Origin of the sequence: Halostella limicola, from assembly GCF_003675875.1 — an archaeon.
Classification (GTDB): Archaea; Halobacteriota; Halobacteria; order Halobacteriales; family Natronoarchaeaceae; genus Halostella; species Halostella limicola.
Genome location: NZ_RCDI01000002.1, coordinates 948,107 through 969,885, shown reverse-complemented (window position 1 = coordinate 969,885; position 21,779 = coordinate 948,107). Strand labels below are relative to the sequence as shown.

General features: G+C 68.6%; 20 protein-coding genes and 2 tRNA genes. 17 read left to right on the top strand and 5 right to left on the bottom strand.

Translation table 11 applies throughout. The features are described from left to right. Positions 1 to 62 precede the first annotated feature (62 nt). Positions 63 to 1,076, bottom strand: coding sequence for a type II glyceraldehyde-3-phosphate dehydrogenase (locus D8670_RS12745; protein ID WP_121818466.1), 1,014 nt, complete (start codon positions 1,074 to 1,076; stop codon positions 63 to 65). 290 nt (positions 1,077 to 1,366) lie between these two features. Here D8670_RS12745 and gap point away from each other — a divergent pair, with 290 nt between their 5' ends. From gap to D8670_RS12695, 10 genes are all read left to right on the top strand, one after another. Beyond that, complete coding sequence (gene gap, locus D8670_RS12740) at positions 1,367 to 2,452, top strand: type I glyceraldehyde-3-phosphate dehydrogenase (protein WP_121818465.1); 1,086 nt, start codon at positions 1,367 to 1,369, stop codon at positions 2,450 to 2,452. 3 nt (positions 2,453 to 2,455) lie between these two features. Then, positions 2,456 to 3,667, top strand: a complete 1,212-nt coding sequence (locus D8670_RS12735) for a phosphoglycerate kinase (protein ID WP_121818464.1) — start codon at positions 2,456 to 2,458, stop codon at positions 3,665 to 3,667. A gap of 81 nt (positions 3,668 to 3,748) precedes the next feature. Continuing rightward, the gene (locus D8670_RS12730; protein WP_121818463.1) at positions 3,749 to 4,249 is read left to right on the top strand and encodes a metallophosphoesterase; all 501 of its coding nucleotides are present in this window, start codon (positions 3,749 to 3,751) and stop codon (positions 4,247 to 4,249) included. A gap of 25 nt (positions 4,250 to 4,274) precedes the next feature. Next, the gene (locus D8670_RS12725; RefSeq protein ID WP_121818462.1) at positions 4,275 to 5,228 is read left to right on the top strand and encodes an aminopeptidase; all 954 of its coding nucleotides are present in this window, start codon (positions 4,275 to 4,277) and stop codon (positions 5,226 to 5,228) included. A 76-nt stretch (positions 5,229 to 5,304) separates the two neighbouring features. Next, positions 5,305 to 6,438, top strand: a complete 1,134-nt coding sequence (locus tag D8670_RS12720; protein WP_121818461.1) for a DoxX family protein — start codon at positions 5,305 to 5,307, stop codon at positions 6,436 to 6,438. 75 nt (positions 6,439 to 6,513) lie between these two features. Continuing rightward, positions 6,514 to 7,050: a Rieske (2Fe-2S) protein gene (locus D8670_RS12715; protein WP_121818460.1), complete on the top strand. Its 537-nt coding sequence runs from the start codon at positions 6,514 to 6,516 to the stop codon at positions 7,048 to 7,050. A gap of 104 nt (positions 7,051 to 7,154) precedes the next feature. Then, positions 7,155 to 7,811: an HVO_0476 family zinc finger protein gene (locus tag D8670_RS12710; RefSeq protein ID WP_121818459.1), complete on the top strand. Its 657-nt coding sequence runs from the start codon at positions 7,155 to 7,157 to the stop codon at positions 7,809 to 7,811. A gap of 2 nt (positions 7,812 to 7,813) precedes the next feature. Beyond that, positions 7,814 to 8,455 carry a protein-L-isoaspartate(D-aspartate) O-methyltransferase gene (locus D8670_RS12705; protein ID WP_121818458.1) on the top strand — a complete coding sequence of 214 codons (642 nt, stop codon included), beginning with the start codon at positions 7,814 to 7,816 and terminating at the stop codon, positions 8,453 to 8,455. A 109-nt stretch (positions 8,456 to 8,564) separates the two neighbouring features. Next, entirely contained in the window at positions 8,565 to 9,488 is a 924-nt protein-coding gene (locus tag D8670_RS12700) for a class I SAM-dependent methyltransferase (protein ID WP_121818457.1), read from the top strand. A 21-nt stretch (positions 9,489 to 9,509) separates the two neighbouring features. Next, positions 9,510 to 10,241: a protein-L-isoaspartate O-methyltransferase family protein gene (locus D8670_RS12695; protein WP_121818456.1), complete on the top strand. Its 732-nt coding sequence runs from the start codon at positions 9,510 to 9,512 to the stop codon at positions 10,239 to 10,241. 156 nt (positions 10,242 to 10,397) lie between these two features. Here the strand turns inward: D8670_RS12695 and D8670_RS12690 are convergent, their stop codons facing one another. Together D8670_RS12690 and D8670_RS12685 are read right to left on the bottom strand one after the other, a co-directional pair. Beyond that, entirely contained in the window at positions 10,398 to 10,847 is a 450-nt protein-coding gene (locus D8670_RS12690; RefSeq protein ID WP_121818455.1) for a DUF7382 domain-containing protein, read from the bottom strand. Positions 10,848 to 10,880: 33 nt separating this feature from the next. Further along, positions 10,881 to 11,378, bottom strand: coding sequence for a GNAT family N-acetyltransferase (locus D8670_RS12685; RefSeq protein ID WP_121818454.1), 498 nt, complete (start codon positions 11,376 to 11,378; stop codon positions 10,881 to 10,883). Between the two features lie 158 nt (positions 11,379 to 11,536). On the opposite strand from D8670_RS12685, the gene D8670_RS12680 reads away from it, so the two are divergent. After that, complete coding sequence (locus tag D8670_RS12680) at positions 11,537 to 12,571, top strand: ATP-binding protein (protein ID WP_121818453.1); 1,035 nt, start codon at positions 11,537 to 11,539, stop codon at positions 12,569 to 12,571. Positions 12,572 to 12,645: 74 nt separating this feature from the next. Here the strand turns inward: D8670_RS12680 and D8670_RS12675 are convergent. After that, positions 12,646 to 12,718 (bottom strand) — tRNA-Asp (locus D8670_RS12675). A 450-nt stretch (positions 12,719 to 13,168) separates the two neighbouring features. Further along, positions 13,169 to 13,241, bottom strand: a tRNA-Asp gene (locus D8670_RS12670). A 300-nt stretch (positions 13,242 to 13,541) separates the two neighbouring features. On the opposite strand from D8670_RS12670, the gene D8670_RS12665 reads away from it, so the two are divergent. From D8670_RS12665 to D8670_RS12640, 6 genes are read left to right on the top strand one after another with little or no spacing between them, the layout of a single operon-like run. Continuing rightward, positions 13,542 to 13,769 (top strand): DNA-directed RNA polymerase subunit H, encoded by a 228-nt coding sequence (locus tag D8670_RS12665; RefSeq protein WP_121818452.1) that lies wholly within the window; start codon positions 13,542 to 13,544, stop codon positions 13,767 to 13,769. Between the two features lies 1 nt (position 13,770). After that, positions 13,771 to 15,339 (top strand): DNA-directed RNA polymerase subunit B'', encoded by a 1,569-nt coding sequence (locus D8670_RS12660; RefSeq protein ID WP_121818451.1) that lies wholly within the window; start codon positions 13,771 to 13,773, stop codon positions 15,337 to 15,339. Positions 15,340 to 15,342: 3 nt separating this feature from the next. Continuing rightward, positions 15,343 to 17,175: a DNA-directed RNA polymerase subunit B gene (gene rpoB / locus D8670_RS12655; protein ID WP_121818450.1), complete on the top strand. Its 1,833-nt coding sequence runs from the start codon at positions 15,343 to 15,345 to the stop codon at positions 17,173 to 17,175. A 1-nt stretch (position 17,176) separates the two neighbouring features. Further along, the gene (locus D8670_RS12650) at positions 17,177 to 20,140 is read left to right on the top strand and encodes a DNA-directed RNA polymerase subunit A' (RefSeq protein WP_121818449.1); all 2,964 of its coding nucleotides are present in this window, start codon (positions 17,177 to 17,179) and stop codon (positions 20,138 to 20,140) included. Then, positions 20,133 to 21,329, top strand: coding sequence for a DNA-directed RNA polymerase subunit A'' (gene rpoA2 / locus D8670_RS12645; RefSeq protein WP_121818448.1), 1,197 nt, complete (start codon positions 20,133 to 20,135; stop codon positions 21,327 to 21,329). The genes D8670_RS12650 and rpoA2 overlap by 8 nt, the downstream gene beginning before the upstream one ends. Beyond that, the gene (locus tag D8670_RS12640) at positions 21,329 to 21,751 is read left to right on the top strand and encodes a NusA-like transcription termination signal-binding factor (RefSeq protein WP_121818447.1); all 423 of its coding nucleotides are present in this window, start codon (positions 21,329 to 21,331) and stop codon (positions 21,749 to 21,751) included. The genes rpoA2 and D8670_RS12640 overlap by 1 nt, the downstream gene beginning before the upstream one ends. Positions 21,752 to 21,779 lie beyond the last annotated feature (28 nt).

Sequence of the window (21,779 nt, the reverse complement as noted above, 5' to 3'; positions counted from 1 at the left end):
GGGCGTGGGTAAGGATCGCGCGGGCAAAAGCCTTCTGTCAGACGCAGGCGCGCGGGGTCGTATCAGATACCGACGCCGAGGGTCTCGTTCGTCCGTTCGATGCTCTCCTCGGCGTCCGCGAGCTCGGCGACGGCCCGCAGGGCGTCGACGTTCTCCGGGACGACGTCGCTCTCCTGGTGGATCGCCTGGAACAGGTGGAGCTCGGTACCGTCGGTCGTGATCGACTCCTCCCAGACGCAGTTCTCCCAGACGTCGCCCCGGGGACGGCCGGCGTCGCGGGCGAACTCCTTGAGCGCGCCCGCGCCGTCGATGCCCATCCCCTCCGGGACGAGGAAGAGGCGGTCCTCGTCGGCGAACAGGTCCCTGACCTCCGCCTCGCTCGGTTCGGCGTCGAGCGTGATGCTGAGGCTGTGGACGTGCATCAGCGTCGTCGGCACCTTCAGGCCGGCTGTGTGGATCGAGAGGTCCGGGAAGACCGTCTGGACGTCGGGACCGTGGTGCGAGGGGAGCGACACGGGGTCCGGCAGAGTGTCGTTGATCGGCCCGCGACAGGACTGGTCGGGGTCGCCGCCGCGGCGGACCAGCGTCGCGTTGACGTGCTCGACGCCGTACGTCTCGTACAGCGGCGCGAGCAGCCGGGACAGGCCGGTCGTGTTACAGGAGACGACCCGGACGTACTCCTCGCCCAGCGCCTCCGAGTAGTTGGCGCGCGCGTTGAAGCTGACGTCGGCCACGTCCGGCGACTCCGCCCCCTGAAACAGCGCCGGGGTGTCGTGGTCCTCGTACAGCGGCTTGTTCTCGGCGCCGATCCCGCCCGGGGTCGCGTCGACGACGACGTCGCTTTCGGCGACGAGTTCGTCGACGGTCCCCGCTACGTCAAGGCCCGCGCTCTTGAACTCTCCCGTCCCGTCGGCACCCGCTACGTACAGCGGATAGCCGTGGCGGTTGGCACTCTCGGCGACGTGGTCCGGCGACGTCTTGGCCACGCCGCGGATCTCCATGTCGGGCTGCGCCCGAACCGCGTCCGCGACGCGCTTGCCAATCGTGCCGTACCCGTTGACGCCCACCTGGAGCATACACTGGTATCCCACGTTGACGGGGATAACCTTTTCGTGTCTTTTTGATAGATTTTAACTCGTAATCGAGTAGTGCCAGTGAATTTCGCATGACGTGACGGCTATCGTATCGGAATGTGGTAATCCTTCACTATGTAGAATATATTATTGTTCGACCGGATCCGTGGGGGGGGGGAGCACGCTGTCGGGCGGGCGAGGAATATACCATAATCTTTCGATAAATTAAATAGTTCCGAACATAGGGAGCTTTTTGGATAAATACTTTACCCCCACAGATCCATTATTCAGATATGAGTAAAGGTTCGAACGCAGCCAGCGCCGTCGCCGACGAGACCGACCCGATCCGCGTCGGCCTGAACGGCTTCGGTCGCATCGGCCGCAACGTCTTCCGCGCGGCGATGGACACGGCGGGCGTCGAGATCGTCGGGATCAACGACGTGATGGACAGCGAGGACATGGCGTACCTGCTGGAGTACGACACCGTCCACGGCACGCTCGACGGTGTCGACCTCGACGGCGAGGAGCTCACCGTCGGCGACCTCTCGGTGCCGCTCTTCTCCGAGAAGAACCCCGCCGAGCTCCCGTGGGACGACCTCGACGTCGACGTCGCCTTCGAGTGCACCGGCCTGTTCCGCAACTACGACGACGCCTACAAGCACGTCGAGGCCGGTGCGGACAAGTGCGTCATCTCCGCGCCGCCGAAAGGCGAGAAGGAAGTCAAGACCATCGTCTACGGCGTCAACGACGACGAGTACGAGGGAGAGGACGTCGTCTCGAACGCCTCCTGTACGACGAACTCCATCTCGCCGGTCGCCAAGGTGCTCGACGAGGAGTTCGGCATCGAGTCCGGCATGCTGACGACGGTCCACGCCTACACCGGCTCGCAGAACCTCATCGACGGGCCGATGGCCAAGACCCGCCGCGGCCGCGCCGCCGCCGAGAACATCGTCCCGACCTCGACCGGCGCCGCGCAGGCGACGACCGAGGTCCTGCCCGAACTCGAGGGCAAGCTCGACGGGATGGCGATGCGCGTCCCCGTCCCGGACGGCTCCATCACTGACTTCACCGTCGACTTGGCGGAAGACGTCACCGCCGAGGAGGTCAACGAGGCGATCAAGGAGGCCGCCCACGGCGACCTCGAAGGCGTCCTCGGCTACACGGAGGACGAGGTCGTCTCCCGCGACATCGTCGGCGTCCCCTTCTCTTCGCTGGTCGATCTCAACTCCACGATGGAGGTCGAGGCCGAGGACGGCCTCGTGAAGATCCTCGCCTGGTACGACAACGAGTACGGCTTCGCGAACCGCATGCTGGACATGGCCGGTCTCGTGGCCGAGACGGAAACGGACAAGTCCGCAGAGGTCGAGCCTTCGGCCTAACCCATGTTCGACACTCTCGACGACCTCGACCCCGAACAGCGGCTGCTGGTCCGACTCGACCTGAACGCGCCCATCGAGGACGGGCGCGCGCAGGACAACCGCCGCTTCGAGCGCCACGCCGAGACGGTGCAGGAGCTGCTCGACGACGGCCACGCGGTCGTCATGATGGCCCATCAGGGCCGCCCCGGGCGCGACTCGTTCGTCTCGCTGGAGTCCCACGCCGAGGTGCTCGCCTCCCACCTCGACCGCGACGTGGCGTTCGTCGACGACGTGTACGGCGAGGACGCGCTGGCCGCCATCGACGACACCGAGGGCGGCGAGGCGCTCCTGCTCGAGAACGTCCGCTTCCTCGAAGACGAGGAGCTCGGCGACCGCTCCCCCGAGGAGCACGCCGAGAGCGACTTCGTGCGGACGCTCGCGCCCGAGTTCGACGCCTACGTCAACGACGCCTACTCCGCGGCCCACCGCGCGCACGCCTCCATCGTCGGCTTCCCGCAGGTGATGGACGCCTACGCGGGCCGCGTGATGGTCGACGAGTACGAGTACAACACCAGCGTCGAGCGCCGCGAGTTCGACGGCAAGGTGACGATGGCGCTCGGCGGCACCAAGGCCGAGGACGTCATCGCCGCGATGGAGCATCTCGACGAGAAGGTCGACCAGTTCCTGCTCGGCGGCGTCGTCGGCGAGCTGTTCCTCCGCGCCGCGGGCTACCCGGTCGGCCGCGACCTGCCCGACGGTCCCGACCTCTACGACGACAACTACGAGAAGAACGCGGAGACCATCGAACGCGTGTTGGAGGAGTACGGCGACCGCATCGCGCTCGCCGAGGACATGGCCTACGAAGACGAGAACGGCGAGCGCGCCGAGCACGACGTCGACGACATCGACGAGAAGTCCGTCTCCTACATGGACGTCGGCCACGACACCGTCGAGAAGTACGTCCCGCACGTCGAGGAGAGCGAGGCCGTCCTGGTCAAGGGCGCGCTCGGCGTCTTCGAGGACGAGCGGTTCAGCTACGGCACCGTCGAGGTGCTCCGCGCGGTCGCCGAGAGCGACTGCTTCTCGGTTGTCGGCGGCGGCGACACCTCCCGCACCGTCGAGATGTACGACCTCGGGCGCGAGAACTTCGACCACCTCTCGATCGCCGGCGGCGCGTACCTCCGCGCACTCACCGGCGAACCGCTCGCCGCCGTCGAGGCGCTCCGCCGGGACTGACCGGCGCCGACCGCGGCGCACCGTTTTCCGGTCTCGCCGCGACCGCCTACGCTTATCCCGAGTGTCGCCGTACCGCCGCACATGCGTATCGGCATCGTCTCGGACACGCACGACAACGTCGACCTTGTGGAGCGGGCGGTCGAACACTTCGAGAACGAGGGCGTCGACGCCGTCGTCCACTGCGGCGACGTGGTCGCGCCGTTCTCGGCGACGCCGTTCGAGTCCGACGAGTGGGAGTTCCACGTCGTTCGGGGCAACAACGACGGCGAGTGGAACCTGCAGGCGGCGGTCGAGGCGTTCGGCACGTACCACGGCGAGATGGCCGAGCTGACGCTCGACGGCACCGAGTTCGCGGTGTACCACGGCACCAGCATGCCCATCGTACAGGCGCTGGTCGAGCGCGGCGAGTACGACTACGTCCTCCACGGCCACACCCACCAGCGCGCCCACGAGGAGGGTGACACCGCCCGGATCAACCCCGGCGGTATCGCCATCCCGCCCGCTCCCGACCCGCTCCACGTCGCCGTACTCGATACGGACTCCGGCGAGGTCGCGTTCGAGCGGATCGAAGACAAGGACTAACCCCCCGCCGCGCGCACGTGCTCCCATGACCGACCTTCGGGAACCCGCCGAGACTGCGGTCGAACAGTGTCTGAACCTCGGGGCCGACGAGTCCTGCGCCGTCGTCACCGACGACAAGCGCGAGCCGATCGGCGAGGCGCTGTACGAGGTGGCGAGCGAGATCACCGACGACGCGACGATCGTTCGGTACCCGCCGGGCGACCAGCACGGCGAGGAGCCGCCGGCCCCCGTCGCGGCGGCGATGCGGGAGGCCGACGTGTTCCTCGCGCCGACGACGAAGAGCCTGAGCCACACTCGCGCACGCGGCGACGCCTGCGAGGCCGGCGCTCGCGGCGCGACGCTGCCCGGCATCACGGAGGAGGTGTTCACCACGGGCCTGGACGCCGACTACGAGTCCATCGCCGCCGAGTGCGAGGCGATGCTGGAGCAGGTCGCCGACGCCGAGGAGGTCCGCGTGACGACGGAACGGGGCACCGACATCACGTTCTACCCCGGGGACCGCGAGTGGCTCTCGGACACCGGCATGGTCCGCGAGCCCGGGGACTTCTCGAACCTGCCCGCGGGCGAGGTGTTCGTCAGCCCCGAGAGCGCCGACGGGACGTACGTCGTCGACGGGACGATGATGCCCCACGGCCTGCTCGGCGACGGCGAGACGCTCTCGTTCGAGGTGGAGGACGGGACCGTCACGTCGATCAGCGATGACGAGGTCCGCGAACAGGTCGAGACCGCCGCCGAGGAGGTCGGCGACGCGGCCTACAACCTTGCCGAGCTCGGCATCGGCACGAACGTCGCCGTCACCGAACTCGTCGGCTCCGTCCTCCTCGACGAGAAGGCCGGCGGCACGGTCCACGTCGCGATCGGCGACGACGCGGGCATCGGCGGCGACACCGACGCCCCCGTCCACCTCGACGGGATCATCCGCGACCCGACCGTGTACGCCGACGGCGAGGAAGTCGCCCTGCCCGAGGGCGTCCGCTAGGTCAGCGCGTCCGATAGGTTCGAACGCGCCGAACGAACACCCGGGTTTTTCGGCGGCGTCGCCCCTACAACAGCCTATGTTCACCCGACGTGCGGGCGTCTGGATCCTGGCGACGACGGCGCTCCTGACGACGATCGCCGGACGGGCGCGGGCCCACGTCCGGTACGTCACCGAGGGGTCCGGCGATCCCGTCGACGCGATCCGTTTCGTGATCGACGTACTGAGCGACCCGCTCAACGCCGCGCTGTTCGCCGGCGGCGGGCTGGCCGTCGCCGTGGCGGTGGCCGGCTACCTCCGCTACAGACCCGCGGCGTACGACCTGGCGGTGCTCCGGAACACGCTCCACGAGTACGTCGACCTCGTCCCGTGGATGCTCCGGCTGAGCATCGGCCTCCCGCTCGTGGGCGCCGGGTTCGCCGGCTACTTCTTCAGCCCCGCGGTGCCAGCGGTAACGCGCCTGTTTCAGGTCGGCATCGGCTTCCTCCTGCTGTTCGGGTTCGCGACGCGGTTCGTCGCCGCCCTCGGGCTTCTCGCCTACCTCGCGCGGCTCCCCTTCGAGCCCCAACTCCTGCTCGCAAGCGAGTACGTCGGCGCGCTCCTCGGCATCGTCCTCGTCGGGAGCGGCCGCCCCAGCGCGGACCAGATGTTCAAGGAGGTGGCCGACGACGACCGGACGCTGTACTCCTCTATCGACCCGGTCCGGAACGTCTCGCGGCGCTTCGACGCCGTCGTCTCGCCCTACGAGGACTACGCGGCGACGGCAGTCCGCATTGCGCTCGGGTTCAACTTCGTCTACCTCGGCTTCGTCGAGAAGCTGCTGAATCCCGGCCGCGCCCTTCAGGTCGTCGAGAAGTACGACCTGACCGCGGTCGTCCCGGTCGAGCCCGGGATGTGGGTCGTCGGCGCCGGCCTCACCGAGATGGCGCTCGGGACAGTCCTGATCCTCGGCCTGTTCACCCGCGCGAGCTGCGGGGTCGCGTTCGTCCTGTTCACCACGACGCTGTTCGGCCTGCCCGACGACCCCGTCATCGCCCACATCTCGCTGTTCGGCCTCGCGTCCATGCTGTTCATCACCGGGAGCGGCCCCCTCGCCCTCGACAACTGGCTCCACGGCCGGACGTCGACGGTCGACACGTCGACCGCCGGCACCGAGGAGTCGGACGAGACCGTCGACGAGACGTCGGGCGTAGAGGAGCCGAGTCCGGGGTGATCGAGGGCCCCCCGCTGGGGGTCGCGGGACTGCGCTCCGAAAGGCGTTTTAGGCCCGCCTAACAACGTCGTCCCCATGCGTGAAGGGAACCGCGTTTCGGTCGAGGCCGAGGGAGGGGAGGAGACCGCCCGGATCCACGACGACGAGGGCGAGGTGAGCGCCGGCGACGCGATGTTCCGGTTCAGCGTGAGCAGTTCCGGCGGGACCGACGACAGCGCGTCGAACGCCGACCCGACGGACGAGGACGGCGAGTCCCGCTTCGTCGCGCCCGTAGCGGACGTCCCCCGCGAGAGCACGCTCCGGTGCGAAGCGCTCGACGGGCGGCGCGGAACGGAGTTCATCCTCCAGCGCTCCGGCGACGACGTGCTGGCGTGGCGCAACTCCTGCCCACACAAGCCGAAGGTGCGTCTGGACCCGGGCGACGGCGCCATCGTCAGCGACGGGCAGGTAGTCTGCCACGAACACGGCGCTCGGTTCGAGTGCGGCGACGGGTTCTGTACCGCGGGCCCCTGCCGCGGCGACTCGCTCGACGCGGTGACCATCGAGGTCCGAGACGGCGACGTCTATCTAACCGACGACCGATTCGACGCCTGCCGACGGCTCGACCGGTGAGCGGGCGCGGCGTCCCGAGACGCCGCTTTCGACGTAACGCGCGGCTCCCGCACCCGAGCGCGCAACTCCGATCGCTTTTACGCGCACGGCCAGTAGTGTCGGTCATGACTGACGTTTCCGAACGGGTCGCGGCCACCTGCCCGTCCTGTTCGCCGGACATCGAGACCGTCCACGAGGTGCTCAAGCCCGGTGGACAGGCCACGGTGCGTTGCACCGAGTGCAGCCACGTTCACAAGACTAGCATCGAGGAGGACGAGGAAGTGAGCCGCGACGTCGTTGTCTCTCAGGACGGCGAGTCGTTCACCGCGACCGCCGAGGCGCCGCCCGAGGAGACCGTCGCCGTCGGTGAGGAGTTCGTGCTCGACACCGAGGAGGCGATCATGACGGTGCGGATCACCGGCCTCGAACTCGACGAGCAGCGCCGCGTCGAGGAGGCGACCGTCGAGGACGTCGACACGTTCTGGACGCGCGCCGTCGACAACGTGAGCGTCAACGCGACCATCCACCCCAAGGAGGGGACCGGGAACCGCGAGGACACCCGCAGCGTCGAGGTGTTCGTCCCCGGCGACTACGAGTTCACCGTCGGCGAGGTCGAGGAGCACGGTGACGAGGAGTTCGAGATCGAGGGCATCGTCATCCGCGACGACGCCGAGGGGTACCAGTTCGACAAGCTGGACTACGACGGCGACGCCGCCATCGCGAAGGACATCAAGCGGCTGTACGGCCGGGACCAGACGACGAGCGCCTGGTCGGCCTGGTAGCCATGTTCGGGGGTGGGGAGGACTACGAGGAGCGCCGCGGGAAACTCGTCGACCGGCTCGCGAAGCGCGTCGACGACGAGGCGACGCTTGCGGCGATGCGGGCGGTCCCGCGCCACGAGTTCGTCCCGGAGTCCCGCCGCGACCGCGCGTACGAGGACCACCCGCTGCCCATCGGCGACGACCAGACGATCAGCGCGCCGCACATGGTCGCCATCATGACCGACCTCCTGCGGCTCTCGCCCGGCGATCGGGTGCTGGAGATCGGCACGGGCTGTGGCTACCACGCCGCCGTCACCGCCGAGGTGGTCGGCCCCGAGAACGTCTACTCCGTCGAGTACGGCGAGCGACTCACCGAGCGGGCCCGCGAGACGCTTGCGGACCTCGGCTACGGCGAGATATCGATCCGGCGGGGCGACGGTCGCGAGGGCTGGCCCGAGCACGCGCCATACGACGCGGCGTATCTCACCTGTGCGACGGCCTCGGTCCCCGACGCCGTGATCGACCAGGTGCGGACCGGCGGGCGGGTGCTCGCCCCCGTCGGCACGCGCCACCAGTCGCTCCAGCTGATCCGCAAGACCGAGGACGGCCTCGAACGCGAGGACCACGGCGGGGTCCGATTCGTCCAGATGCGCGGCGGCGACTGATAGGGACGGACTGTGTACCGCTATCGCCGTCCCCGCGTCGGCGAAATACGGAACTGACCGACAACCGACTCTATGACCGTTTTTGTCGGTCGCGACCGAAGGCGGTCGCATGCCGACACGAGAGCGCGGCGCGGCGTCCGTCGAGACGCTCGCGCTGCTGTGGGCCGCCCGCGAGACCGGCGTGCTGGACGCGCTGTTGACCAGCGCGGGCGATCCCGCCGATATCGCCGCCGAGACCGACACCACCGAGCGAGCCGTGCGCGCGACGATCGACGCCCTCGCGACCGAGGGATTTCTCGAACGCGTCGGCGAGTCCCACGAGCCGACCAACCGTGCGCTCGGCCTGCTCGCCAAGACCGACGTGCGCTCGATCGGTCGTCTCCCGCACGCCCTCGACCGGTTCGACGCGCTGGCGTCGCTCCCGGAGACGATGCGGACGGGCGACCCGCCTGACCGGTCTGACGACTGGACGCGGAACCGCCTCGGCGCGGTCGCGGCGACCGACGAGTCGACCGTCCGCGCCTGCGTGACCGCCGCGGTCCGCGAGCGGCCGGCCGCCGACCGCGTACTCGACGTCGGCGGCGCGCCCGGGACCTACGCCAAGGAGTTCGTCGCCCGCGGCTTCGACGTGACGCTGGTCGACCGCTCCGAGGCCGTCGAGGTCTCCCGACCGTTCCTCGCGCACGAACCGGTCGACCTCGTCACCGACGACGAGCCGCTCCCCGAAGCGGACCTCGCGTTCGTCCCCGCCGCGGACCGCCGGCGGCCCGCGGACGGAACCCGCGATCTTATCGACCGCCTCTCCGACGCGCTCGCTCCCGACGGTACCGTCGTGGTCGTGGACCGTCTCGCGGACCGGTCGCCCGGCGCGACGGCCGACGCGATCGCGGCGCTCGCGACCGGCGAGAGCGGTCCGCGCTCCGCGGCGGCGTACCGCGAGTGGCTCGACGCCGGGTTCGAGTCGGTCGACGTGCGCGACGTTCCGGGGACGGATCGGCAGGCGGTAACCGGGTCCAAGCGCGCGATTGATTAGCGTCGAGTCGGTAGATCGGCTATGGAACCCGCCGTACTGCGCGACGACATGGTCGACAGCCTCGAACACGAGGCGAAGGGGGTCGTCCGGAGCGACCGCCTCAGCGTCGCGATGCGGGCGGTCCCCCGCCACGAGTTCGTCACCGACGAGCGCGCCGCCTACGCCGACACCTCCCACGAACGGCTCGGGACGCGCGTCCTCGCGCCGAGCACCGCGGCCCGTCTGCTCGAAGCCCTCGACGCCGAGTCCGGCGACTCCGTGCTCGTCGTCGGCGCGGGCGTCGGCTACACAGCGGCCGTCCTCGCCGAGATCGCCGGCGAAGCCAACGTCCACGCCGTCGACATCACCCGCCGGGTCGTGCTCGACGCCCGCGAGAACCTCGCCGACGCCGGTTACGAGGGCGTCCTGGTGGACTGCCGCGACGGGGCCGACGGCCTGCCGGAGTACGCGCCGTTCGACCGCATCCTGCTCGAAGCCGCCGCCGTCCAGCCGCCGCCCGCGCTGTTCGACCAGCTCGACGACGACGGCCGCCTGGTGATGCCCGTCGGCGCGAAACAGCAGACGCTGACCGCCTTCGAGGACGACGAGCCGACGCCGCTGGGGTCGGTCGCGTTCTCCCCGCTTCTGGTCGAGGGCGAGCAGGCCGGCGCCATCGAGCGCAACCGGACCGCCCGCGAGGACCGCGAGTTCGCCGAGCGCGAGGCGCAGTCCCGCCGCGGTTGGGAGCAGGACTGGATCGACTGGGACGGCTGACGGCGCGGCGTCCGGGAACGCGGTAGCAGAGGTCGGGGCGTCTCGTGTTCCGGCGGCTGACCTGGCGTCGTTTCGCGCCCGCGACGGCAGCCCCGGGCCGTCCACTGTCCCGTCCGTCGCCCGCTCCGCGCGGACTCCGCCCGCTTTGTGGCGTCGCTACTCTTCTACCACCAGCACCGCCGTGTTCGCCCGCCGGTCGACGTACTCGTCGCCGCTCGGCGGTTTGATGTCTATCTCCAGTTCGCCCTCGTCCTGATTCGGCCCGAGCGCGGGGTCGACAGTCACCGTCGCCCGCCCGTCCGTCCCCGTCGTCGCCGTCTTCGTCCCGTCGAGATCCGCCGTGTCGCCGCGGACGACGACGGTCGCCTCGGCGACCGGGTCGCCGTCGTCGTCGACGACGAGTACCTCCACGTCCTGCTGACCCGGCGTGACCACGTCGGGGGACGGCTGCGCGTCGAGTTCGCTCACCGCGAGGCTCCCGACGCCGGAGAGCATGTTCATCATCACGCTCAGGCTGGCGACGCCGACGACTAGCGCGATGACCAGTCGGATCGGCAGTCCCTCGATGGCGCGCTCGTCGGCCGCGAATCGGTCGAACGTTCGCATGCGGGGTCTGCCCCCGTTTTCGCACTTAAACCCTCAGTCGCCGGTCAGGTCCTTCCGGAACTCGACGACCGACCCCTCGACCTCGCCGCCGAACTCGTGGGTTCGCTCCGCGACCCGCTCGTACTCGTTGCGCTCGTAGAACGGCACGGCGTTGCGCGACGCCCAGAGACCGACCGTCTGGAAGCCGCTCTCCCGCGCGTCGCGCTCCAGTTCCGCGAGGAGCGCGGACCCGACCCCTCGCCGTACCGCTGCGGGATGAACGTACACGGCCTTCACCTCGGCGTCGGCCGCCGGATCGAGGTAGTCGCCCGCCTCGTAGGCCAGTTCGCCGAACCCGCGGACCTCGCCGTCGATCTCCGCGACGACGAAGCGGTTGTCGCCGCCGGCGAGGTCGTAGTCGGACGGGTCCGAACTCCCCCACGCGGCGACCTGCGCCTCGTCGTACGCCTCGGGTCCGAGTTCGGCGACGGCGTCGAGGTGGACGCGGTTCACCGCCGCGGCGTCCGCGGGTCGCGCGTCGCGAACGTCCATGCGCTGCGATCGGTTCCGAGGGTGATAGGCGTCGCCGTCCTGCAGCCCGAGGTGTCGCACTGCTCGATCGACGAGACCGGTCGACCGGCCCCTCGACGAGCCCTCGGTCGTCGACGGCCGTCTGCAGGTTCAAGTACGACCCCGCGGCCACCGTCGCTATGGCTCACGTGCTCGGCCGCGACGACGACCGCGGGCCGGCGGCGGACCTCGGGTCGTTTCGCGCCCGCGACGGCAGCCCCGGCGCGCCGTGTCGGCTCGACGTCGACCGTCCCCACGCCGCGCTCGTCGTCGGCAAGCGCGGCTACGGAAAGTCGTACACGCTGGGCGTCCTCGCGGAGGAGCTCGCCCGCGCGTCCGGCGTCGCCCCCGTCGTCGTCGACCCGATGGGCGTCTTCCGCGGACTCGCGTCGGGCGCGGACGACGTGGACGCGTCCGTCCCGGCGTCGCCGACGGTGCGGGCGGACGCAGTACCGCCGCGGGCGTGGTGCGGGCTGCTCGACCTCTCGCCGTCGTCAGGCCCGGGCGCACTCGTGTGGCGGGCAGCCGCCGACGCGGCGTCGCTGTCGGAGATGCAAGCGACCGTCGAGGAAGCCGATGCGGCGGCGGAACACCGCCTCGCCGCGCGCAATCACCTCGGGCTCGCCGCGACGTGGGGCGTCTTCTCCCCCGACGGACTGGCCCCCGCGGACCTCCTCGACGGGGGAGCGACCGTGCTCGACCTCTCCGGGCTCTCGGCCGCCGCGATGAACGCGATCGTCCGCGCGGTCGCCCTCGGCCTGTACGACGCCTGCGTCGCCGACGCCGTCGACCGCCTCCCGTGGCTCCTCGTCGACGAAGCCCACGCGTTCTTCGAGGGAATCGCCGGGCCGGCGCTGCGACGGGTCCTGACCCGCGGGCGACAGCCGGGGGTCAGCCTCGTCGCCGCGACGCAGCGCCCCAGCGCGCTCCCCGGAGTCGCCGTCTCGCAGGCCGACCTCGTACTCGCACACCGTCTCACCTCCCGCGCCGACCGCGAGGCGCTCGAAGCGGCCCGCCCGACCTACATGGGCGCCTCCTTCGGCGAGCGGACCCCGACAGAGCCTGGCGAAGTGACGCTCGTCGACGACGCGACGGAGGCCGTCCGCGCCGTGCGGGTCCGCAAGCGCGACACGCCCCACGGTGGGGCGAGTCCGCGGGCGAGCGAGACGCGGTAGCGGGCGCTCGCCAGTCGGAAGAATCGTCGCTCAGCATCGAGACGAGGCGCTGGAGAACTGAAAGTCGGAAGAAGCGCCCGAGGCGGGATTTGAACCCGCGTCACGACCGTGACAGGGTCGTATGATGGGCCACTACACCACCCGGGCTTTCGAACGCATTTCCTCATTGCTGCCGGCATTATTAAGCGGTGTCGATCTCTCCGCTCAGTGGTAGGCGTTGGCGCGCGGCGCGACCGGGAGACGCCGACCCGGTCCGCCAGCAGTTATCTGACGCCCATCGGCTCCGGACCTGCAGTGGGCGTGTAGCGGTTGCGCCGAACGGTACCGTTCACCCAGCGGTATCGCACCGGACGCGGTGGCGACTCCGGCCGTCGTCTGCGATCAGGGCCGTACCGGTCGCTGTCCTCGAACGGGACGGCGACTGTTACGCAGGGATCCACTAGCCGGGCGAGTACGGAGGCCTCAGTCTCGTCGCCATTTCGCGGGTTGTTCATCGACGACCGGTGGCTCCGCTATCGTACTCGAACGTTCGCGCAGTTGGCAACCACGAGGATCGACGACGAGACGCCTCACTAGAGAATTGGAAATCGGAAGAAGCGCCCGAGGCGGGATTTGAACCCGCGTCACGACCGTGACAGGGTCATATGATGGGCCACTACACCACCCGGGCTGAACGCATCCTACCATTTCCGGGTTGTAAACTTAAGACTTTCTAAAGCGCCCGCCTCCGGAGCCGTCACCGGACCGCTCCCGTCCCGCGAATCCGTGTCACCTCCCCACAAACGATTTATAGCACAACGTCATCATACCGGATACCTGACCAGGAATCCATCCGCCTCCCGCCGCCGTCGTGCTCGCCCTCTCCTCCCGTAGCCGCGCATGCCAATCAACTTGGCAAGCCTTAAATCCTCCCCGCGTGTAACAGCCTGTAGTATCTCGTGACAGCAGCTTCTCCCCTGGTCAGACACACATGGTAGATGTAAGCCAACACAACCTGGTACCCGAGCACACCGTCCTCGACGAGGACGCCGTCGAGGACGTGCTAGAAGAGTACAACATCGACCGGACGGACTTACCGAAGATCAAGCGCGCCGACCCCGCGCTGCCCGACGACGCCGAGGTCGGGAACGTGATCAAGATCGTCCGAGACTCCCGAACGACAGACGAAGCAGTCGTCTACCGACTAGTCGTAGAATAACATGGAACGACAAGACCGACGCGCGATCTCGAAGGAGTACTTCTCGAAAGAACGGCTCGCCGAACACCACTACCGCTCGTTCAACGCCTTCCTGAACCGCGGCATGCAGCAGGTGGTCGACGAGAAGGAGACGATCGACACCGACATCGGCGACAAGGAGGGAGAGGAGCCGGTTCACGTGGAGCTGGGCGACGTCCGCGTCGTCACGCCGCGGGTCCGCGAGGCCGACGGCAGCGAGGAGCTGCTGTACCCGCAGGAGGCCCGCCTGCGGAACATCACCTACGCCGCCCCGGTGTTCATGGAGATGAGCATCGTGAAAGGCGACCCCGAGGAGGGCGAGGACCGGGTCGTCGACAGCACGGAGACGAAGATCGGCCGGATGCCGATCATGGTCGGTTCCGAGAAGTGTAACATCGCCGGCTTCTCCGACGAGGAGCTCATCGAGATCGGCGAGGACCCGGCCGACCCCGGCGGCTACTTCCTCGTCAACGGCTCCGAGCGCGTGCTGATGACCAGCGAGGACCTCGCGCCGAACAAGATTCTCGCGGAGTACGACACGAAGTACGGCGACGAGATCCAGGTCGCCAAGACGTTCTCCCAGCGCCGGGGCTACCGCGCGCTGGTGCTGGTCGAGCGGACCCGCGACGGCCTGCTCGAAGTGTCGTTCCCGTCCGTGTCGGGCAGCATCAACTTCGTCACGCTCGTCCGCGCGCTCGGTCTGGAGTCCGACGAGGAGATCGTCCACCGCGTCTCGGACGACCCCGAGATCGTGAAGTTCATGCTGGAGAACCTGGAGGCCGCCGAGGTCCAGTCCGAGGAGGAGGCCATCGAGGCGCTGGGCAAGCGCGTCGCCTCCGGCCAGGGGAAGAACTACCAGCTGAAACGCGCCAACTACGTCATCGACCGCTACCTCCTGCCGCACCTCCACGAGGAGGGCGTCGAGGAGGAGGACGTCCGCATCAACAAGGCGTACTACCTCTGCCGGATGGCCGAGGCCTGTTTCGAGCTCGCGCTCGGCCGCCGCGAGTCCGACGACAAGGACCACTACGCGAACAAGCGCCTGAAGGTCAGCGGCGACCTGATGAAGGACCTGTTCCGGACGGCGCTGAACAAGCTCGCCCGGGACGTGAAGTACCAGCTCGAGCGCGCCAACATGCGCAACCGACAGCTCTCGGTCAACACCGTCGTCCGCTCCGACGTGCTGACCGAGCGGCTGGAACACCCGATCGCGACGGGCAACTGGGTGGGCGGCCGCTCCGGCGTCTCCCAGCTGGTCGACCGGACGAACTTCATGGGCGTGCTGTCGCACCTGCGCCGCCTGCGCTCGCCGCTCAGCCGGTCGCAGCCGCACTTCGAGGCGCGCGACCTGCACGCCACCCAGTGGGGGCGTATCGGTCCCTCCGAGACGCCGGAGGGTCCGAACTGCGGTCTGGTGAAGAACTTCGCGCAGGCCATGGAGCTGTCACAGAACGTCGAGGACGAACAGGGACTGAAACGCGAACTGGCGTCGATGGGTGTCGAGGGCATCCCCGGCATCGAGGGCGTCGACCGACGAGCGGAGGGAGACTAACACATGAGTCAGCAACAACAGCGAGAAGCCAAGGTGTACGTCAACGGGAGCCTGGTCGGGACCCACCCGGACCCCCACCAGCTCGCCGAGCAGATCCGCGAAGCGCGCCGGCGCGGCGACGTGAGCGAGATGGTCAACGTCTCGGTCAAGGACCGCACTCGCGAGGTCATCGTCAACGCGGACGCCGGGCGGGCGCGCCGCCCGCTGCTGGTCGTCGAGGACGGCGAGACGCTCATCTCCGACGAGGAGATAGAGGCCGTCAAGGAGGGCACCCTCGACTTCGAGGACCTCGTCGAGCACGGCTACGTCGAGTTCATCGACGCCGAGGAGGAGGAGGACATCTACGTCGCCGTCGAGCGCGAGGACATCACCGAGGACCACACCCATCTGGAGATCGACCCGCAGCTCATCTTCAGCATCGGGTCGGGGATGATCCCCTACCCCGAGCACAACGCCTCGCCGCGCATCACGATGGGCGCGGGGATGATCAAGCAGTCGCTCGGCCTGCCGGCGGCGAACTACCGCATCCGCCCCGACACGCGCCAGCACCTCCTGCACTACCCGCAGCTCTCGATGGTCAAGACCCAGACCACCGAGCAGATCGGCTACGACGAGCGCCCCGCGGCGCAGAACTTCGTCGTCGCCGTCATGTCCTACGAGGGGTTCAACATCGAGGACGCGCTGGTGCTGAACGGCGGGTCGGTCGACCGCGCGCTCGCCCGCTCGCACTTCCTGCGCACCTACGAGGGCGAGGAGCGCCGCTACCCCGGCGGCCAGGAGGACCGCTTCGAGATCCCGAGCCAGGACGTCCGCGGCGCCCGCGGCGAGGACGCGTACAACCACTTAGACGAGGACGGGCTGGTCAACCCCGAGACGCAGGTCGACGAGAACAGCGTCCTGCTGGGCAAGACGAGTCCGCCCCGGTTCCTCGAAGAGCCGGACGACATGGGCGGGCTCTCCCCCCAGAAGCGCCGTGAGACCTCCGTCACCATGCGCTCGGGCGAGAGCGGCGTCGTCGACACGGTGACGCTGATGGAGGGCGAGGACGGCTCCAAGCTCTCGAAGGTGTCGGTGCGCGACGAGCGCATCCCCGAACTCGGCGACAAGTTCGCTTCCCGGCACGGTCAGAAGGGCGTCGTCGGCCACATCGCGCCCCAGGAGGACATGCCGTTCACCGAGGAGGGCCTCGTTCCGGACCTCATCCTGAACCCGCACGCGCTCCCGTCGCGCATGACGGTCGGCCACGTGCTGGAGATGATCGGCGGCAAGGTCGGCTCGCTCGAAGGCCGCCGCGTCGACGGGACCGCCTTCACCGGCGAGGACGAGGACGAGCTCCGCGGCGCGCTGACGGAGAAGGGCTTCAAGTCAAGCGGGAAGGAGATCATGTACTCCGGCGTCACCGGCGAGAAGATCGAGGCCGAGATCTTCGTCGGGACGATCTTCTACCAGAAGCTGTACCACATGGTCTCGAACAAGCTCCACGCCCGCTCGCGCGGTCCGGTGCAGGTGCTGACCCGCCAGCCCACCGAGGGCCGCGCCCGCGAGGGCGGCCTGCGCGTCGGGGAGATGGAGCGCGACGTGCTCATCGGGCACGGCGCCGCGATGGCGCTGAAAGAACGGCTCCTCGACGAGTCCGACCGCGAGTTCATCCACGTCTGCGGTAACTGCGGGATGAGCGCGGTCGAGAACGTCGAGCAGAACCGCGTCTACTGTCCGAACTGCGGCGAGGAGACGGACGTCCACGAGATCGAGATGAGCTACGCGTTCAAGCTCCTGCTCGACGAGATGAAGGCGCTCGGTATCGCGCCGCGACTGGAACTGGAGGACGCAGTCTAACATGGCAACGAACCAGACACCCAAAGAGATCGGCGAAATCAGCTTCGGGCTGATGGACCCCGAGGAGTATCGGGACATGAGCGCGACGAAGATCATCACGGCCGACACCTACGACGACGACGGGTTCCCCATCGACATGGGGCTGATGGACCCGCGTCTCGGGGTCATCGACCCCGGTCTGGAGTGCAAGACCTGCGGCCAGCACTCCGGCTCCTGTAACGGCCACTTCGGGCACATCGAGCTCGCGGCGCCCGTCATCCACGTCGGCTTCACGAAGCTCATCCGCCGCCTGCTTCGCGGCACCTGTCGGGACTGCTCGCGGCTCACGCTCACCGAGGACGAGAAGGCGGAGTTCAGCGAGCAGCTCCAGACGACGGTCGATCTCGGCAACGACATCAGCGACGTGACGAAGGCCGCCATCCGGCAGGCACGCAAGAAGGACCGCTGCCCGCACTGCGGCGAGGTCCAGTTCGACATCAACCACGAGAAGCCGACCACGTACTACGAGGTCCAGCAGGTCCTCTCCAGCGAGTACCCGCAGATGATCGCCGCCGCGATGCAGGGCGACGAGGACGAGGACGAGGAGCCGACGAGCCCGAACGAGCTCGCCGACGAGACCGGCATCGCCCTCTCGCGGGTCAACGAGATCCTCTCGGGCGAGTTCCGCCCGCGCGAGGACGACCGCAAGGCCATCGAGAAGGCGCTCGACGTGGACCTCACCGAGGAGGACATGAACAAGCTGATGCCGAGCGACATCCGGGACTGGTTCGAGGACATCCCGGACGAGGACATCGAGGTGCTCGGCATCAACCCCGAGCGCTCGCGGCCCGAGTGGATGATCCTGACGGTGCTGCCGGTGCCGCCGGTCACCGCGCGACCCTCGATCACGCTGGACAACGGCCAGCGCAGCGAGGACGACCTCACGCACAAGCTGGTCGACATCATCCGCATCAACCAGCGGTTCATGGAGAACCGCGAGGCCGGCGCGCCCCAGCTCATCATCGAGGACCTCTGGGAGCTGCTCCAGTACCACGTCACCACCTTCATGGACAACGAGATCAGCGGCACGCCGCCGGCGCGCCACCGCTCCGGCCGGCCGCTGAAGACGCTCAGCCAGCGCCTGAAGGGCAAGGAGGGCCGCTTCCGCGGCTCGCTGTCCGGGAAGCGCGTGAACTTCTCGGCCCGGACCGTCATCTCGCCCGACCCGACGCTCTCGCTCAACGAGGTCGGCGTGCCCGACCGCGTCGCCAAGGAGATGACCCAGACGATGAACGTCAACGAGCGGAACCTCCGGGACGCGCGCCGCTACGTCTCCAACGGTCCCGAGGGTCATCCGGGCGCGAACTACGTCCGCCGACCGGACGGCCGCCGCCTGAAGGTGACCGAGAAGAACTGCGAGGAGCTCGCCGAGAAGGTCGAGCCCGGCTGGGAGGTGAACCGCCACCTCATCGACGGCGACATCGTCGTGTTCAACCGCCAGCCGTCGCTGCACCGGATGTCCATCATGGCCCACGAGGTGGTCGTGATGCCGTACAAGACGTTCCGGCTCAACACCGTCGTCTGCCCGCCGTACAACGCGGACTTCGACGGCGACGAGATGAACATGCACGCCCTCCAGAACGAGGAGGCCCGCGCCGAGGCGCGCGTGCTGATGCGCGTCCAGGAGCAGATCCTCTCGCCGCGCTTCGGCGAGAACATCATCGGCGCGATCCAGGACCACATCAGCGGGACCTACCTGCTGACCCACACCAACCCGCAGTTCAACGAGACCCAGGCGCTCGACCTGCTGCGCGCGACGCGCATCGACGAGCTGCCCGAGCCGAGCGGCACCGACGAGGAGGGACTGCCCTACTGGACGGGCCACGACATCTTCTCGGAGCTGCTGCCGGACGACCTGAACCTGGAGTTCACCAGCGAAGCCGGCGACACGGTCGTCGTCGAGGACGGCCAGCTCGTCGAGGGCACCATCGACGAGGGCGGCGTCGGCGCGTTCGGCGGCGAGGTCGTCGACACCATCGCGAAGGTGTACGGCAAGACCCGCGCCCGCCAGTTCATCAACGAGGTCGCCTCGCTGGCGATGCGTTCTATCATGCACTTCGGCTTCTCCATCGGCATCGACGACGAGACGGTGCCCCAGGAGGCCGAGGAGCGCATCAACGAGACCATCACCGACGCGAACGACCGCGTCGAGGAGCTCATCGAGACCTACGAGAACGGGGACCTGGAGTCCCTGCCGGGCCGCACCGTCGACGAGACGCTGGAGATGAAGATCATGCAGACGCTCGGTCGCGCGCGTGACAACGCAGGCGACATCGCGGAGGAGCACTTCGACGACGACAACCCCGCGGTCGTCATGGCCGAGTCCGGGGCGCGCGGGTCGCTGCTGAACCTGACCCAGATGGCCGGCTGCGTCGGCCAGCAGGCGGTTCGCGGCGAGCGGATCAACCGCGGCTACGAGGACCGCACGCTGAGCCACTACAAGCCCGACGACCTGTCGGCCGACGCCCACGGCTTCGTGCAGAACTCCTACACGAACGGCCTCACCCCGCGGGAGTTCTTCTTCCACGCGATGGGCGGCCGCGAGGGCCTGGTCGACACGGCGGTCCGGACGTCGAAGTCCGGCTACCTGCAGCGCCGCCTCATCAACGCGCTCTCCGAGCTGGAGACGCAGTACGACGGCACCGTCCGCGACACGAGCGACACCGTCGTCCAGTTCGAGTTCGGCGAGGACGGCACCAGCCCGGTGAAGGTGTCCTCCGACGCCGACAACGAGATCGACGTCGACCGCATCGCCGACCGCGTCCTCGAAGCGGAGTTCGACGACGACGCCTCGCTGCAGGAGTTCCTGGGCGAGAAGCGTCCGCCGACGAACCTCTCCGAGCACGCCGACTCCCGGCGCGCCGACGAGCTCCCGGAGCCCAGCGAGCCGACCGCACCCTCGGAACCCCCGATGAACGATGACTGAGATCACAGCCGACATCGAAGCCGTCGTGGAGGACACGGACCTCCCCAAGCGGCTCAAGGACGAAGTGTACAGCACGATCGAGGAGCGCGACGGCGTCACCGTCGAGCAGGCGGACCAGATATCGAAGGCGGTCGAGAACCGCTACCTCGACACGCGCGTCGACCCGCTCGACCCCGTCGGGACCGTCTCCGCGCAGTCGATCGGCGAGCCGGGGACGCAGATGACGATGAACACGTTCCACTACGCGGGCGTCGCGGAGATCGACGTCACGCAGGGCCTCCCACGGCTCATCGAGCTGGTGGACGCCCGGAAGACCCCGGACACGCCGATGATGACGGTGTTCCTCGAGGACGAGTTCGCGGACGACCGCGAGCGCGCCCACGAGGTCGTCTGGGAGATCGAGGCGACGAAGATCCTCGCGCTGGGCGACATCTCGACGAATGTCGCCGACATGCGCGTCCAGATCAGCCTCAACGAGGACACGCTTCAGGAGCGCTGGCCCCGCGTCGACAGTACCGACGAGATCGCCGCGGAGATCGCGGGCATCATCGAGGACTCGCTAGGCGTCGACACCGTCCAGCAGGGGTCGGCCATCGAGTTCGGCCCCGAGGAGCCCAGCTACCGCGACCTCCTGCAACTGGTCGAGGAGCTGCGCGACATCACGTTCAAGGGGATCGAGGAGGTCACCCGCGTCGTCATCCGCAAGGAGGAGACCGACGAGGGCGAGGAGTTCGTCCTCTACACCGAGGGGTCCGCCTTCGGCGACGTGCTCTCGATCGAGGGCGTCGACGCCTCCCGGACGACGTGTAACAACATCCACGAGATCTACCGGAACCTCGGCGTCGAGGCCGCCCGCGAGGCGATCATCGAGGAGACGATGGACACGCTGGAGGAGCAGGGCCTCGACGACGTGAACATCCGACACCTGATGCTGGTCGCCGACATCATGACGAATCAGGGGACCATCGAGTCCATCGGCCGCCACGGCATCTCCGGTTCGAAGGACTCCGTGCTGGCCCGCGCCGCGTTCGAGGTGACGGTCAACCACCTGCTCGACGCGGCGATCCACGGCGAGGTCGACGACCTGGACGGCGTCACCGAGAACGTCATCGTCGGCAAGCCGATCAAGCTCGGCACCGGCGACGTCGACCTCAAGATGGGGTCGTTCAACCGGCAGCAAGCCGACTGATGCCGACGCGAACCCTGTCCGACGCCGCGCGCCAGTTCATCGCCGCGTTCGAGGAGGAGACCGAGGCGACCGCCCGGGACTGCGTGGTCGAGGACGACCGCGTGCTCATCCTCGTGACCGCGGGCGACATGGGCGACGCGATCGGGCCGGGCGGCCGGCACGTCCGCCGCGTCGAGGAGACGATCGGCAGGGACGTCAAACTCGTCGAGGACGCGGACACGGCCGAGGCGTTCGTCGCCAACGCGCTGTCGCCGGCCGCGGTCTACAACGTGACGATAAGCGAGGACGACGAGACCATCGCCTACGCCGAGGTCGCCGAGGAGGACACCGGCGCGGCCATCGGCAAGGGCGGCGAGAACATCGAGGCGGCCCGAACGCTCGTCGCGCGCCACTACGACGTCGACGACATCCAGCTGACGTAACCCCCCGCCGTTTTTCGCTTCGTTTCGA